Below are 13,769 nucleotides of genomic sequence, written 5' to 3' on the forward strand. Positions count from 1 at the left end.
CGTCCCCGGCACACCGGTGGAGGGTGAGCAGAGCCCCCGGCTTGCATCTGGCGATGTGAGTCCGGGGGCTCTGTGCTGTCAGCTCTCAGAGGGCTTGAGCGTCAGCGAGATGCTGTTGATGCAGTACCGCTGGTCGGTCGGAGTCCCGTAGCCTTCTCCTTCGAAGACGTGACCGAGGTGCCCGCCGCACCGCTTGCAGCGGACCTCGACACGTCGCATGCCAAGGCTGGTGTCTTCGATCAACTCCACAGCGTCGGAGTTGCGTGCATCAAAGAAGGACGGCCAGCCGCAGTGGCTGTCGAACTTGGTCTCCGAGCTGAACAGCTCGGCCCCGCAGGCACGGCAGCCGTACACGCCGACCGTCTTGGTGTCGGTGTACTCACCCGTGAACGGGCGCTCGGTGCCGGCCTCGCGGAGCACGTGGTACTCGTCGGGGCTCAGCTCGGCACGCCACTCGGCGTCGCTCTTCTCGATCTCGTAGCTCATCGCAGACTCCCGGTCGGCAGGTCGTGGACGTCGGTGGCAACGCTCGCGAGGTGCCGAAGGATTTCCGGGCCGAGATTGGTGACGTCACCGGCACCCATGGTGAGCAGCAGGTCGCCCGGGCGGGCCAGGCCCGCGAGCAGGGCGGGGGCGGCGTCGAAGGCGTGCTCGGCCGTGACGTCGGCGCCGGCCCGCTCGGCCGCGTCGATGATCAGCCGGCTGGTGACGCCGGGGATCGGGTCCTCGCGGGCCGGGTAGATGTCGAGCACCACCGAGGCGTCGGCGAGGGCGAGGGCCGCGCCCATCTCCTCGGCGAGCTGCTGGGTGCGGCTGAACAGGTGCGGCTGGAAGACCACGAGCACCCGCCCGGCGCCGTTCAGGCCCTCCCGGATCGCCTCCAGGTCGGCGGTCATCTCGGTCGGGTGGTGGGCGTAGGAGTCGATCACCTGGACGCCGGCCGCCTCGCCCTTCAGCTGGAGCCGGCGCCGCACGCCGGTGTAGGCGCCGAGCGCCTTGGCGAGGTCGGCGGCCGGCACGCCCAGCGCGACGCCGGCGGCCAGCGCCGAGACCGCGTTGTGGGCGTAGTGCCGGCCGGGCACCGAGACGGTGAAGGACAGCTCGGCGCCGTCCAGCTCCACGGTGACCTCGCTGGTCATGCCGTGCGCGACCACCGACAGGACGCGGACGTCGGCGTCCTCGGCGGCGCCGACGGTGACGACGTGGAGGCCCTCCCGGCCGGCCACCCGGGAGGTCAGTTCGCGGGCGCCGTCGTGGTCGGCGGAGACCACCAGGGTGCCGCCGGGGGTGATCCGGCCGACGAAGGTCTCGAAGGACTCGTAGATCTCCTCGATCGACGCGTAGTTCGCGTGGTGGTCGAGCTCCACGTTGAGCACGATCGCCACCTCGGGCGCGTACTTGTGGAAGCTGCGGTCGCTCTCGTCGGCCTCGGCGACGAAGATCTCGCCGGTGCCGTGGTGGGCGTTGGAGCCGGGCGCGTCGAGGTCGCCGCCGATCGCGTACGAGGGGTCGAGGCCCAGCTCGCCGAGGGCGACGGCGAGCATGCTGGTGGTGGTGGTCTTGCCGTGGGTGCCGGCCACGGCCAGCGCCCGGCGGCCGCCCATCAGCGCGGCCAGCGCGTCGGAGCGGTGGACCACCGGCACGCCGCGCTCGCGGGCGGCGGCCAGCTCCGGGTTGTCCGCGCGGATGGCGCTGGAGACGACCACGCTGCTGACGCCGTCCGGCACGTGCTCGGCGGCGTGGCCGATGTGCACGCTGGCGCCGAGCGCGCGCAGCGCCAGGACGGTCTCGGACTCCTTGGAGTCGCTGCCGGAGACGCTGGCGCCGCGCACCGCGAGGATCTTCGCCAGGCCGGACATCCCGGCGCCGCCGATACCGATGAAGTGCGGGGCGTGCAGGTCGTGCGCGGCGTCGTTCAAGGCAAGGCTCCGTACGGGCGGGGGCAGACAAGGGGGACAGCGGGTACAGCGGGCCGTGTGGGTACAACGGGCGAATCGTCCTCGCGGACGGGCCGCAAGGACGATTCTGCACCACCGGCGGGTCCGGTCAGGAGTCGCTGGCGAACAGTCGCAGGACCGGGACACCCACCTTGTGCCGGGCCTGGGAGGCCCAGTCGCGGTGGAAGAACTCCTCCACGAAGTGCGGCGAGGTGAGCACCACGACCTCGTCGGCGCGGTGCTCCTCGACCACCGCGCGCAGCCGCTCCAGCGGCTTCTCCTCGACCAGCTCGCCGACCGCCTCGGCACCGGCCCGGCGCAGGTGGCGCAGGCTGTGTTCGAGCGATTCGCTGGCCACCGTCGGCCCGCTCTCGGACTCGTCGTGCTCGCGCACCACCTTGTCGAGGTGGCCGAGCGCGACGTCGTCCAGCGCCCGCAGCAGCTCGTCCTGCTTGCCGCGCGGCTGCATCAGGACGACGAAGGACACCTTCTCGTCGCTGTGCAGCGTGGTGACCAGCTCCACATCGGCGTCGGAGAGCGCCTTTTCGATCATCAGTACCGTCTTGAACACGTGAGTCCCTTCCAGTGACCGGCCCCCGGGCCCCGGCATCGCATCCCATACTGCCCGGCGGGAAGCTTTCCGCACGCTGCCCACCGGGTCCGCGGGCCACGCGGGCGGCGGTCCCGAAGAGAGCGGGATCACTGTCCGGCGGTCACGGGGCCGGTGACGCGGCTTGCGGGTGAAGACGCAGGTAGCGGGTGAAGAGGAATCCTTTCTGCTCGATCAATGAGACCAGTCGCATCCGCTGCACGTCAGGCATTTCCGCATCGTGGATGATGCGCGGCGCGTCGCCGGCCGTGATCAGCGGCGCCGTCGACAGGCACAGCTCGTCCAGCAGGTCCGCGGCGGCCAGCTGCCCCAGCAGCCGCGGGCCGCCCTCGCTCAGCAGTCTCGTCCAGCCCCGCCCGGCCAACTGCGCGACCGCCGCCGGCAGGTCCACCGAGCCCCGGCCGGCCACCACCACGTCGGCCACCTCGGCCACCGCCCGGAGGCCGCGCGCGGGCGCGTCCTCGGTGGTGATCACCACCGTCCGCACCAGCGGCTCGGTGAACAGCGGCGCCGCCAGGTCCAGCGCCAGCGAGCGGCTGACGATCGCGATCACCGGTGCCGGGGCCTGCCCGGCCGCCCGGCGCGCCCCGGCGAACTCGGCCCGTGCCCGGCCCGGGCGGTACCCCTCGGCGCGGACCGTCTCGGCACCCACCAGCACCACGTCCGACAGCGCCCGCAGCACCCCGAAGATCCGCTTGTCGGCGTCCCCGGAGAGCCCCTCGGACAGGCCCGCCAGCCTCGCCCCGCCGTCCAGGCCGGCCACCATGTTGGCCCGCAGCCACGGCCGGCCGTGATTCACCTGGTCGGGGTACGCGTAGACGGCCGCCAGCGACTCCAGCGACGCCGGATCGGCGAACGGTCGGGACAGCGGACTGATCAACTGTTGCATGCCGTCCAGTCTCGTCGGCGGCGGACCGACAATCCACCGGCAGCCCTCCGCCCGACCGGCGCGGCGGCAGGCGTACCCTCTAGTACCGTGCCCGCAGCCCCACTCCCCGACGCGCCGACCGAGCCGATAGCGACCGCAGACGTGGCCACCGCTCCCCTCGCGCTCACCGACCGGCGTCCCGTCGTCCCCGCCGAGCGCCTGGTCGCCGAAATGGTCCCGCCACCGCGCTTCTCCGTCGTCAGCTTCGGAACGTACCTCCCGGACCCGAACCAGCCCAGCCAGTACGAGGCGGTCCAGGTCCTGGAGCAGTTCGCGGGGACGCTCAACGGCGCCGACGCCGCCCCCAAGCGCAGCTGGTTCCGCCGCGGCGCCCCCGCCCCCACCGGCCCGGCCGGGGTCTACCTGGACGGCGGGTACGGCGTCGGCAAGACCCACCTGCTGGCCTCGCTCTGGCACGCCGCTCCCGGCCCGAAGGCGTTCGGCACCTTCGTCGAGCTGACCAACCTGGTCGGCGCGCTCGGCTTCCAGCAGGCCGTCCGGACGCTGTCCGGGCACCGCCTGCTCTGCATCGACGAGTTCGAGCTGGACGACCCGGGCGACACCGTGCTGGTCTCCACCCTGCTCGGCCGCCTGGTCGACAACGGCGTCAAGCTCTGCGCGACCTCCAACACCCTGCCGGAGAAGCTCGGCGAGGGCCGGTTCGCCGCCGCCGACTTCCTGCGCGAGATCCAGGGTCTCTCCGCGCACTTCCGCCCGATGCGGATCGACGGCCAGGACTACCGCCACCGCGGCCTGCCGGACGCCCCGCCGCCGTACGACGACCGGACCGTGGAGGCCGTCGCCGCCCGCACCCCGGGCGCCTCGCTGGACGACTTCCCCGCGCTGCTCGGCCACCTCTCCGCCGTCCACCCCAGCCGCTACGGCGCGCTGCTGGACGACGTGCAGGCGGTCTGCCTGCGCGGCGTGCGCCAGGTCGACGACCAGTCCACCGCGCTGCGCCTGGTCGTCCTCGCCGACCGGATGTACGACCGCGAGCTGCCGATCACCGCCTCCGGGATCCCCTTCGACCGGGTCTTCCCCGAGGAGATGCTGCGCGGCGGCTACCGCAAGAAGTACCTGCGGGCGGTCTCCCGCCTGGTCGCCCTGGCCCGCGACAGTGCCCGCGAGGCGCCCCGGGACGGCGGCCGGGAGGGCTGAGGGCCGCTCGCGTTGTCAGTGAGGGGTCGTACGGTGGACTGGTGCGACCCATCACGAGTATTGAGCGGTCAGTGGCGCCCTTCGAGGTCGTCAGCCCCTTCCAGCCCAACGGCGACCAGCCCGCGGCCATCGCCGAGCTGGAGCGCCGGATCCGCGCCGGCGAGAAGGACGTCGTCCTGCTCGGCGCCACCGGCACCGGCAAGTCGGCCACCACGGCCTGGATGATCGAGAAGCTGCAGCGCCCCACCCTGGTGATGGCGCCGAACAAGACCCTGGCCGCCCAGCTGGCCAACGAGTTCCGCGAACTGCTGCCGAACAACGCGGTCGAGTACTTCGTCTCGTACTACGACTACTACCAGCCCGAGGCCTACGTCCCGCAGACGGACACCTACATCGAGAAGGACTCCTCGATCAACGAGGAGGTCGAGCGGCTGCGCCACTCCGCCACCAACTCGCTGCTCACCCGCCGGGACGTGATCGTGGTCGCGTCCGTCTCCTGCATCTACGGTCTCGGCACCCCGCAGGAGTACGTCGACCGGATGGTCCGGCTCAAGGTGGGCGAGGAGATCGACCGCGACGTGCTGCTGCGCCGCTTCGTCGACATCCAGTACACCCGCAACGACGTCGCCTTCACCCGCGGCACCTTCCGGGTCCGCGGCGACACCATCGAGATCTTCCCGGTCTACGAGGAGCTCGCCCTGCGGATCGAGATGTTCGGCGACGAGATCGAGGCGCTGTACACCCTGCACCCGCTGACCGGCGAGATCATCAGCCAGGACGACTCCGTCCACGTCTTCCCCGCCTCGCACTACGTGGCCGGCCCGGAGCGGATGGAGCGGGCGGTCAACGGCATCGAGAAGGAGCTGGAGGAGACGCTCGCCCGGCTGGAGAAGCAGGGCAAGCTGCTGGAGGCCCAGCGGCTGCGGATGCGCACCACCTACGACATCGAGATGCTCCGTCAGATCGGCACCTGCTCGGGGGTGGAGAACTACTCGATGCACTTCGACGGCCGCGAGCCCGGCTCCCCGCCGAACACCCTGCTCGACTACTTCCCGGACGACTTCCTCCTGGTCATCGACGAGTCGCACGTGACCGTCCCGCAGATCGGCGCGATGTACGAGGGCGACGCCTCCCGCAAGCGCACCCTGGTGGAGCACGGCTTCCGGCTGCCCTCCGCGATGGACAACCGCCCGCTGAAGTGGGAGGAGTTCCTGGAGCGGATCGACCAGACCGTCTACCTCTCGGCGACCCCCGGCCCGTACGAGCTGTCCCGCGGCGACGGCCAGGTCGAGCAGATCATCCGCCCGACCGGCCTGATCGACCCCGAGGTGATCGTCAAGCCGACCGAGGGCCAGATCGACGACCTGGTGCACGAGGTCCGCAAGCGGGTGGAGCGGGACGAGCGCGTCCTGGTCACCACCCTCACCAAGAAGATGGCCGAGGACCTCACCGACTACATGCTCGGCCTGGACATCCGGGTCCGGTACCTGCACAGCGACGTCGACACGCTGCGCCGGGTCGAGCTGCTGCGGGAGCTGCGGGCCGGCCGGTACGACGTGCTGGTCGGCATCAACCTGCTCCGTGAGGGCCTGGACCTGCCCGAGGTCTCCCTGGTGGCGATCCTGGACGCGGACAAGGAGGGCTTCCTGCGGTCCGGGACGTCGCTGATCCAGACCATCGGCCGGGCCGCCCGTAACGTCTCCGGCCAGGTCCACATGTACGCGGACCGGATCACCCCCTCGATGGAGAAGGCGATCGACGAGACCAACCGCCGCCGGGTCGTGCAGCAGGCCTACAACAAGGAACACGGGATCGACCCCCAGCCGCTCCGCAAGAAGATCGGCGACATCCTGGACACCCTCGCCCGCGAGGACGTGGACACCGACGAGCTGCTCTCCTCCGGCTACCGGGGCGCGGCCGGCAAGGGCAAGGCCCCGGGGCCGGCGCTGGGCGCGGACCGCAAGCCCGCCAAGAGCCTGCCGGCGGCCGAGCTGGCCGAGCTGATCCAGTCGATGACCGACCGGATGCACGCGGCCGCGACGGACCTCCAGTTCGAGGTCGCGGCCCGGCTGCGCGACGAGGTCAAGGAGCTGAAGAAGGAGCTCCGCCAGATGCGCGAGGCGGGGATCGCGTAGGGGCGGCCGCCCGCCCCGGCGGCGCCCGCCTGCGGGGCTTGGCCGGTTCCGGTACCGGTCAAGCCCGGCGGTGTCTCAGCCTTGCCACAAACGGGTAGACGCTGACCGGTGGGTCCGGCCGCAGGCCCTAGGCTGGCCTGCGGTGCCGCCCGGGACGGGCGGTCGCACCAGGGGGCCTCAGCCGGGGGACGGCAAGGGGGTGTTCCACCGTGAAGCCGGCGCGGAGACCGACCGCGTGGCTGGGCAGAGAGGACAACGCCGTGTCGGTGAACCTTGCCAAGGGGCAGCAGGTGCGCCTGCAGAAGGGCTCGGGCGAGTCGCTGACGATCGTCCGGATGGGGCTCGGCTGGAAGGCGGCGCCGAAGCGGGGCCTCTTCGGCAGCCGGACACGGCAGATCGACCTGGACGCCTCGGCGCTGCTGTACGCCGAGCAGACCCCGTCCGACGTGGTCTTCTTCCAGCACCTGGAGAGCAACGACGGCTCGGTCCGGCACACCGGGGACAACCTGGTCGGCGGCACCGGAGCGGGCGAGGACGACGAGTCGATCCTGGTCGACCTGGCCCATGTGCCGCCGCACATCACCCAGGTGGTGTTCACGGTCAGCTCGTACACCGGGCAGACCTTCGCCGAGGTGCAGAACGCGTACTGCCGGCTGGTGGACGACTCGACCGGGCTGGAGCTGGCCCGGTACGAGCTGGCCGGCGGGGGCCCGCACACCGGGCAGATCATGGCGAAGGTGTTCCGCGAGCCCTCCGGCGGCTGGGGGATGCAGGCGATCGGCGCACCCGCCCGCGGCCGGACCTTCCAGGACCTGCTGCCGGCCATCGAGCCCTTCCTCTAGCCGGCCGGCGGAGCCCTTTCCGGGGGCGGGCGCGGCGGCTCCCGGCGGTGGGGGCGCGGAGTGGTTCTTTACCTTCTTTACCTTCTCTTGGTTCTTCTGTTAGCCTCGTGGGAGCGGAGGGGAGTATTCCCTCGCAGTTGTCCCGTCATCACGGACGCCCCCGAAGCGGCGTCCCGGGGCGCTGGTCCGCGGGCGCCTCGCAGTGCGCCCGACGGGCGGAAGAGACCTCCGGCAGTGACGATGACTGTCTCGCCTACCTGCCGGAGGAGCAGTAGTGGACGTTTCCGTAAGCATGTGGGTCGGCACGATCGGTGTGCTGTTGGCCCTGATCGTGGCCGACTTCTTCATCGGCGGCCGCAAGCCGCACGAGGTGTCGGTCAAGGAAGCCGGTATCTGGACCACGGTCTGGGTCGTGCTCGCCGTGATCTTCGGCGGGTTCCTCTGGTGGCACTCCGGTTCGAAGCCGGCCGGTGAGTTCTTCGCCGGGTACATCACCGAGAAGTCGCTCAGTGTCGACAACCTGTTCGTGTTCATTCTGATCATGGGCAAGTTCGCGGTGCCGAGGATCTACCAGCAGCGCGTGCTGATGTTCGGTGTGATCATCGCGCTGGTGCTGCGCGCGGTCTTCATCGCCGGCGGCGCGGCGCTGGTGGCCCAGTTCTCCTGGGTGTTCTTCATCTTCGGCGGCTTCCTGATCTGGACGGCCTGGAAGCTGATCAAGGAGGCGCGGGCCGACGAGGAGGACGAGGAGTTCGAGGAGAACCGCCTGCTCAAGTCGATCGAGCAGCGCTTCCCGTCGACCGACAAGTACCACGGCACCAAGCTCTTCATCCGGGAGAACGGCCGTCGGCTGATGACGCCGATGCTGATCGTGATGCTGGCGATCGGCACCACGGACGTCCTGTTCGCCCTGGACTCGATCCCCGCGATCTTCGGCCTCACCCAGGACCCGTACATCGTCTTCACCGCCAACGCCTTCGCCCTGATGGGTCTGCGCCAGCTGTACTTCCTGATCGGCGGGCTGCTGAAGAAGCTGGTCCACCTCTCGTACGGCCTGTCGGTGATCCTCGGCTTCATCGGCGTGAAGCTGGTGCTGCACGCGCTGCACGAGCAGGGCGTGCACGTCCCCGAGATCGGCATCCCGTTCTCGCTGGGCTTCATCGTGGTGGTGCTGGCCGTCACCACGGTGACCAGCCTGATCGCCGCCAAGAAGCAGGAGCGGGCCGGCGAGTCCGCGGAGAAGATCGACGCCTGAGCCCCGGGCGGCCCGGCTCCGGGCCGCCCGGGCCCCGGGGCCCCGACGACGGCGGGCCCGCGACCGAGCAGTGGTCGCGGGCCCGCCGTCGTCGTGCCGGGCTACCAGCCGCGCTCGCGCCACTCCCGCAGGTGCGGGCGCTCGGCGCCGAGCGTGGTGTCCTTGCCGTGGCCGGGGTAGACCCAGGCCTCGTCCGGGAGGACGTCGAAGATCTTCTCGTTGACGTCCCGGTAGAGGCTCTCGAAGGCCGCGTCGTCGCCCCAGGTGTTGCCCACGCCGCCCGGGAAGAGGCAGTCGCCGGTGAAGACGTGCGGGTGGCCCTGCGGGTCGTCGTAGACCAGGACGACGGCGCCGGGGGTGTGGCCGACCAGGTGCCGGACGGTCAGCTCGATCTGCCCGAAGCGCAGCGTCCCGCCGTCCTCCAGCGCCAGGTCGGTGGGCACGTCGATGCCCTCGGCGTCGAACCGCCCGGCGGCGGTGCGGGCGCCGGTGGCCGCGACCACCTCGGCGAGTGCGCCCCAGTGGTCGTGGTGGCGGTGCGTGGTGACCACGGTGGCCAGCCGGTCGCCGACCGTCTCCAGCAGTACCGGCGCGTCGGCGGCGGCGTCGATCAGCAGCTGCTCGTCGGTGGCCCGGCAGCGCAGCAGGTAGGCGTTGTTGTCGTACGGGCCGACGGCCGCCTTGGTGATGATCAGGTGGGCCAGCTCGCGCACGTCCGGCGGCCCGCCGACCTTGACCGCTCCGTGGTACGTCATCCGTCCGCTCCTCGTCGTGTCGGGGCTGCCGACGGCATCGCCCCATCTCACAGCATCGTCGCGCGGCCGGGCCGCGTCTTGTGGATCTTCTCGCGGCCGGGCCCCGACCGGGGCCGGCCGCGCTAGCCCAGCGGCGGCAGCGCGGGCAGCGCGGCGCGGCCGTCGGTGAGCTGGACGCCGCCGCGGTGGACCTGCAGGCCGTCGCCGTCGGAGCGGCCGGAGAGCCAGGCGGTGAGCGCCCGCACCGGGCCCTCGACGGTCAGCCCGGGCCCGCCGTCGGCCGTGCCGATCACGGCGCGGTCCTCGGTGTCGTCGGCCACCAGCTCCACCGCCGGCAGGCCCTCGGCGCCGGCCAGCCGGGCGGACAGGCGGCCGAACTCGGCCACCGCGAAGACCTCCGGCCAGTGCGCGGGGGAGTAGCCGGCGTCCAGGTCGACGTGGTGGTACTCGACCTCCATCAGCCGCTTCCACGGGATGTCGAAGGCGGGGAAGACATAGCCGCTGCGGTGGCGCACCTCGGCCGTCCAGGCCTCCTCGGGCAGCAGCGCGGCGGCCTCGGTGAAGCCCCGGTCGGTGGTCACCAGGTCGTCGAGCTGGACGCCCGGCGGGCGCCCGGCGCCGTCCTCGATGCCCTGGTCGCGGGCCTCGTCACTGGCGTACTGGGGGATGTCGGTACCGGTCCGGGCGCCGTTCAGCAGGTTGACCAGGGAGTCGGCGTTGCGGGCGAGGTGCGCGAGGACGTGGCCCCTGGTCCAGCCCGGGAGGGCGGAGGGCGCGGCGACGGCCTTCTCGTCGAGCGTCCCCGCGGTGTGCAGCAGGTGCCCGGTGGAGACGGCGACCAGGCGGAGCCGCTCGTCCGCGAGTGTGCCGGGGGCGGCGGGGTTCTGCGGGTCGGTCATCGGATGCGGCCTCCGTCGGAGTGGTCGGCAGCGTTGCCCGGGTGGGCGTTCGCTCGTTGACGAGGGTGACGCTATCTCCGATGTCACGGCTGAGCAGGCCTTTTCTCGAACAGCTCCGGTCAGCTCGGCAGGAGCTCGTCACTCGTTCGGGTGGACTCCACTGGACAAGGTCGATAATCGAACGCGTGAGCTATAGGCTGGCTGCCGCATCCTGGAAGAAGCACACGAAGCTGCCGCACCGAGCAGCCTCCTCTCACCGCAAGCCATCTCGACCCGGAGAAAGGCGCCAGAAGCAGTGGCCGACCGCCTCATCGTCCGCGGTGCTCGCGAGCACAATCTCAAGAACGTCTCGCTCGACCTGCCCCGCGATTCCCTCATCGTCTTCACGGGCCTCTCCGGGTCCGGCAAGTCCTCGCTGGCCTTCGACACCATCTTCGCGGAGGGACAGCGCCGCTACGTCGAGTCGCTGTCCTCCTACGCCCGGCAGTTCCTCGGGCAGATGGACAAGCCCGACGTCGACTTCATCGAGGGCCTCTCCCCGGCCGTCTCGATCGACCAGAAGTCCACCAACCGCAACCCGCGGTCCACGGTGGGCACCATCACCGAGGTCTACGACTACCTGCGCCTGCTGTTCGCGCGGATCGGCAAGCCGCACTGCCCGCACTGCGCCCGCCCGATCGCCAAGCAGTCCCCGCAGGCCATCGTGGACAAGGTGCTGGAGCTCACCGAGGGCACCCGGTTCCAGGTGCTCAGCCCGGTGGTGCGCGAGCGCAAGGGTGAGTTCGTCGACCTCTTCGCCGACCTCCAGTCCAAGGGCTACGCCCGGGCCCGGGTGGACGGCGAGACGATCCAGCTCGCCGAGCCGCCCAAGCTCAAGAAGCAGGAGAAGCACACCGTCGAGGTGGTCATCGACCGCCTCACCGTGAAGAGCAGCGCCAAGCGCCGGCTGACCGACTCGGTGGAGACGGCCCTGCGGCTGGGCGGCGGCATGGTCGTGCTCGACTTCGTCGACCTCCCGGAGGACGACCCGGAGCGCGAGCGGATGTACTCCGAGCACCTCTACTGCCCGTACGACGACGTGTCGTTCGAGGAGCTGGAGCCGCGCTCGTTCTCCTTCAACTCGCCGTTCGGCGCCTGCCCGGACTGCTCCGGTCTGGGCAACCGGATGGAGGTCGACCCGGAGCTGGTCGTCCCCGACGAGGAGAAGTCGCTGGACGAGGGGGCGATCCACCCCTGGTCCGGCGGCCACACCAAGGAGTACTTCCAGCGTCTGATCGACGCGCTCGCCGGCGAGCTGGGCTTCCGGACCGACCTCCCCTGGGCCGGGCTGCCGGCCCGCGCCAAGAAGGCGCTGCTGTACGGCCACAAGCACCAGGTCGAGGTGCGCTACCGCAACCGCTACGGGCGGGACCGCTCGTACACCACGGGCTTCGAGGGCGCGGTGCCGTTCATCCAGCGCCGGCACACCGAGGCGGAGAGCGACAGCAGCCGCGAGCGCTTCGAGGGCTACATGCGGGAGGTGCCCTGCCCGACCTGCCGGGGCACCCGGCTCAAGCCGGTGGTGCTGGCGGTCACCGTCGAGGGCCGGTCCATCGCGGACGTCTCGGCGATGTCGATCAGCGACTGCTCGGACTTCCTCGGCGCGATGAAGCTCAACGCCCGGGACAAGCAGATCGCCGAGCGGGTGCTGAAGGAGGTCAACGAGCGGCTGCGGTTCCTGGTCGACGTCGGCCTGGACTACCTCTCGCTCAACCGCGCGGCCGGCACCCTCTCCGGTGGCGAGGCCCAGCGGATCCGGCTCGCCACCCAGATCGGCTCCGGCCTGGTCGGCGTGCTCTACGTGCTGGACGAGCCCTCGATCGGCCTGCACCAGCGTGACAACCACCGGCTGATCGAGACCCTGGTCCGGCTGCGGGACATCGGCAACACCCTGATCGTCGTCGAGCACGACGAGGACACCATCAAGATGGCCGACTGGGTGGTCGACATCGGCCCGGGCGCCGGCGAGCACGGCGGCAAGGTGGTGCACTCCGGTTCGCTGAAGCAGCTGCTCGCCAACAAGGAGTCGCTGACCGGCCAGTACCTCTCCGGCAAGCGCTCCATCCCGATCCCGGCCACCCGCCGCGAGCGGGACAAGAAGCGGCAGCTGACCGTCCACGGCGCCCGCGAGCACAACCTCAAGGACGTCACGGTCGGCTTCCCGCTCGGCACCTTCACCGCGATCACCGGTGTCTCCGGCTCCGGCAAGTCGACGCTGGTCAACGACATCCTCTACACCCACCTCGCCCGGGAGCTGAACGGCGCCCGCAGCGTGCCGGGCCGGCACACCCGGATCACCGGCACCGACCAGGTGGACAAGGTCGTGCACGTCGACCAGTCGCCGATCGGCCGGACCCCGCGCTCCAACCCCGCCACCTACACCGGGGTGTTCGACCACGTCCGGCGGCTCTTCGCCGAGACGCAGGAGGCCAAGGTCCGCGGCTACCTGCCCGGCCGGTTCTCGTTCAACGTCAAGGGCGGCCGCTGCGAGAACTGCTCCGGCGACGGCACCATCAAGATCGAGATGAACTTCCTGCCGGACGTCTACGTGCCGTGCGAGGTCTGCCACGGCGCCCGGTACAACCGGGAGACGCTGGAGGTCCACTACAAGGGCAAGTCCATCGCCGAGGTCCTGGACATGCCGATCGAGGAGGCCCTGCACTTCTTCGAGGCCGTCCCGGCGATCGCCCGGCACCTGCGGACGCTCAATGACGTCGGCCTCGGCTACGTCCGGCTCGGCCAGTCCGCGCCGACCCTCTCCGGTGGTGAGGCCCAGCGCGTCAAGCTCGCCTCCGAGCTGCAGAAGCGCTCCACCGGGCGGACGGTCTACGTGCTGGACGAGCCCACCACCGGTCTGCACTTCGAGGACATCAGCAAGCTGATCACGGTGCTCTCCGGGCTGGTGGAGAAGGGCAACACGGTCATCGTCATCGAGCACAACCTCGATGTGATCAAGACCGCCGACTGGGTCGTCGACATGGGCCCCGAAGGCGGCTCCGGCGGCGGCACGGTGGTGGCCGAGGGCACTCCGGAGCAGATCGCGGCCGTCTCCGAGAGCCACACCGGCAAGTTCCTGCGGGACATCCTCCCGGGCGAGTTCAACGACGCCGCGGCGCCGGTGAAGGCCCCGCGCAAGCGGGCCGTCGCCAAGAAGAAGTAGCGCGGCGCGACACCGGTCCGGCCGCCCCCGTGCGCGGGGGCGGCCGGATAA

Annotated in this window: 11 protein-coding genes; 5 read left to right on the forward strand and 6 right to left on the reverse strand. The window is 71.0% G+C overall.

Features of this window, described 5'->3' with window-relative positions; all coding sequences use genetic code 11:
• Positions 1 to 78: 78 nt before the first annotated feature.
• The 4 genes from msrB to ACIQTO_RS22145 all read right to left on the reverse strand — a co-directional run bounded on the left by msrB (position 79) and on the right by ACIQTO_RS22145 (position 3,436).
• Positions 79 to 486 carry a peptide-methionine (R)-S-oxide reductase MsrB gene (gene msrB, locus ACIQTO_RS22130; RefSeq protein ID WP_402390561.1) on the reverse strand — a complete coding sequence of 136 codons (408 nt, stop codon included), beginning with the start codon at positions 484 to 486 and terminating at the stop codon, positions 79 to 81.
• Positions 483 to 1,919 carry a UDP-N-acetylmuramate--L-alanine ligase gene (gene murC, locus ACIQTO_RS22135; RefSeq protein WP_402390564.1) on the reverse strand — a complete coding sequence of 479 codons (1,437 nt, stop codon included), beginning with the start codon at positions 1,917 to 1,919 and terminating at the stop codon, positions 483 to 485. Before murC ends, msrB begins: the two co-directional genes overlap by 4 nt.
• Positions 1,920 to 2,046: 127 nt before the next feature.
• Entirely contained in the window at positions 2,047 to 2,508 is a 462-nt protein-coding gene (locus ACIQTO_RS22140; protein WP_380578573.1) for an indole-3-glycerol phosphate synthase, read from the reverse strand.
• A gap of 142 nt (positions 2,509 to 2,650) precedes the next feature.
• Positions 2,651 to 3,436 (reverse strand): pyrimidine reductase family protein, encoded by a 786-nt coding sequence (locus tag ACIQTO_RS22145; RefSeq protein ID WP_402390568.1) that lies wholly within the window; start codon positions 3,434 to 3,436, stop codon positions 2,651 to 2,653.
• A gap of 87 nt (positions 3,437 to 3,523) precedes the next feature.
• On the opposite strand from ACIQTO_RS22145, the gene zapE reads away from it, so the two are divergent.
• The 4 genes from zapE to ACIQTO_RS22165 all read left to right on the forward strand — a co-directional run bounded on the left by zapE (position 3,524) and on the right by ACIQTO_RS22165 (position 8,865).
• Positions 3,524 to 4,633: a cell division protein ZapE gene (gene zapE, locus ACIQTO_RS22150; protein ID WP_402390570.1), complete on the forward strand. Its 1,110-nt coding sequence runs from the start codon at positions 3,524 to 3,526 to the stop codon at positions 4,631 to 4,633.
• Between the two features lie 41 nt (positions 4,634 to 4,674).
• A complete protein-coding gene (gene uvrB / locus ACIQTO_RS22155) occupies positions 4,675 to 6,768 on the forward strand; it encodes an excinuclease ABC subunit UvrB (protein ID WP_402390574.1) in 2,094 nt (697 codons plus the stop codon).
• Between the two features lie 260 nt (positions 6,769 to 7,028).
• Positions 7,029 to 7,610 (forward strand): TerD family protein, encoded by a 582-nt coding sequence (locus ACIQTO_RS22160; protein ID WP_402390577.1) that lies wholly within the window; start codon positions 7,029 to 7,031, stop codon positions 7,608 to 7,610.
• 274 nt (positions 7,611 to 7,884) lie between these two features.
• Positions 7,885 to 8,865 (forward strand): TerC family protein, encoded by a 981-nt coding sequence (locus ACIQTO_RS22165; protein WP_402390580.1) that lies wholly within the window; start codon positions 7,885 to 7,887, stop codon positions 8,863 to 8,865.
• A 101-nt stretch (positions 8,866 to 8,966) separates the two neighbouring features.
• Here the strand turns inward: ACIQTO_RS22165 and ACIQTO_RS22170 are convergent, their stop codons facing one another.
• A complete protein-coding gene (locus tag ACIQTO_RS22170) occupies positions 8,967 to 9,620 on the reverse strand; it encodes an MBL fold metallo-hydrolase (RefSeq protein ID WP_402390583.1) in 654 nt (217 codons plus the stop codon).
• Between the two features lie 122 nt (positions 9,621 to 9,742).
• Complete coding sequence (locus tag ACIQTO_RS22175) at positions 9,743 to 10,519, reverse strand: maleylpyruvate isomerase family mycothiol-dependent enzyme (protein ID WP_402390586.1); 777 nt, start codon at positions 10,517 to 10,519, stop codon at positions 9,743 to 9,745.
• A 295-nt stretch (positions 10,520 to 10,814) separates the two neighbouring features.
• Here ACIQTO_RS22175 and uvrA point away from each other — a divergent pair, with 295 nt between their 5' ends.
• Positions 10,815 to 13,718 (forward strand): excinuclease ABC subunit UvrA, encoded by a 2,904-nt coding sequence (gene uvrA, locus ACIQTO_RS22180; RefSeq protein ID WP_402390589.1) that lies wholly within the window; start codon positions 10,815 to 10,817, stop codon positions 13,716 to 13,718.
• Positions 13,719 to 13,769: the final 51 nt, after the last annotated feature.

The organism is Kitasatospora sp. NPDC091207, assembly GCF_044768625.1.
In the GTDB taxonomy this organism is placed as follows: Bacteria; Actinomycetota; Actinomycetes; order Streptomycetales; family Streptomycetaceae; genus Kitasatospora.

Coding starts and splice junctions, on each gene's coding strand:
- msrB (WP_402390561.1), bottom strand. CDS start 486: ATGAGCTACGAGATCGAGAAGAGCGACGCCGAGTGGCGTGCCGAGCTG.
- ACIQTO_RS22145 (WP_402390568.1), bottom strand. CDS start 3,436: ATGCAACAGTTGATCAGTCCGCTGTCCCGACCGTTCGCCGATCCGGCG.
- ACIQTO_RS22170 (WP_402390583.1), bottom strand. CDS start 9,620: ATGACGTACCACGGAGCGGTCAAGGTCGGCGGGCCGCCGGACGTGCGC.
- ACIQTO_RS22175 (WP_402390586.1), bottom strand. CDS start 10,519: ATGACCGACCCGCAGAACCCCGCCGCCCCCGGCACACTCGCGGACGAG.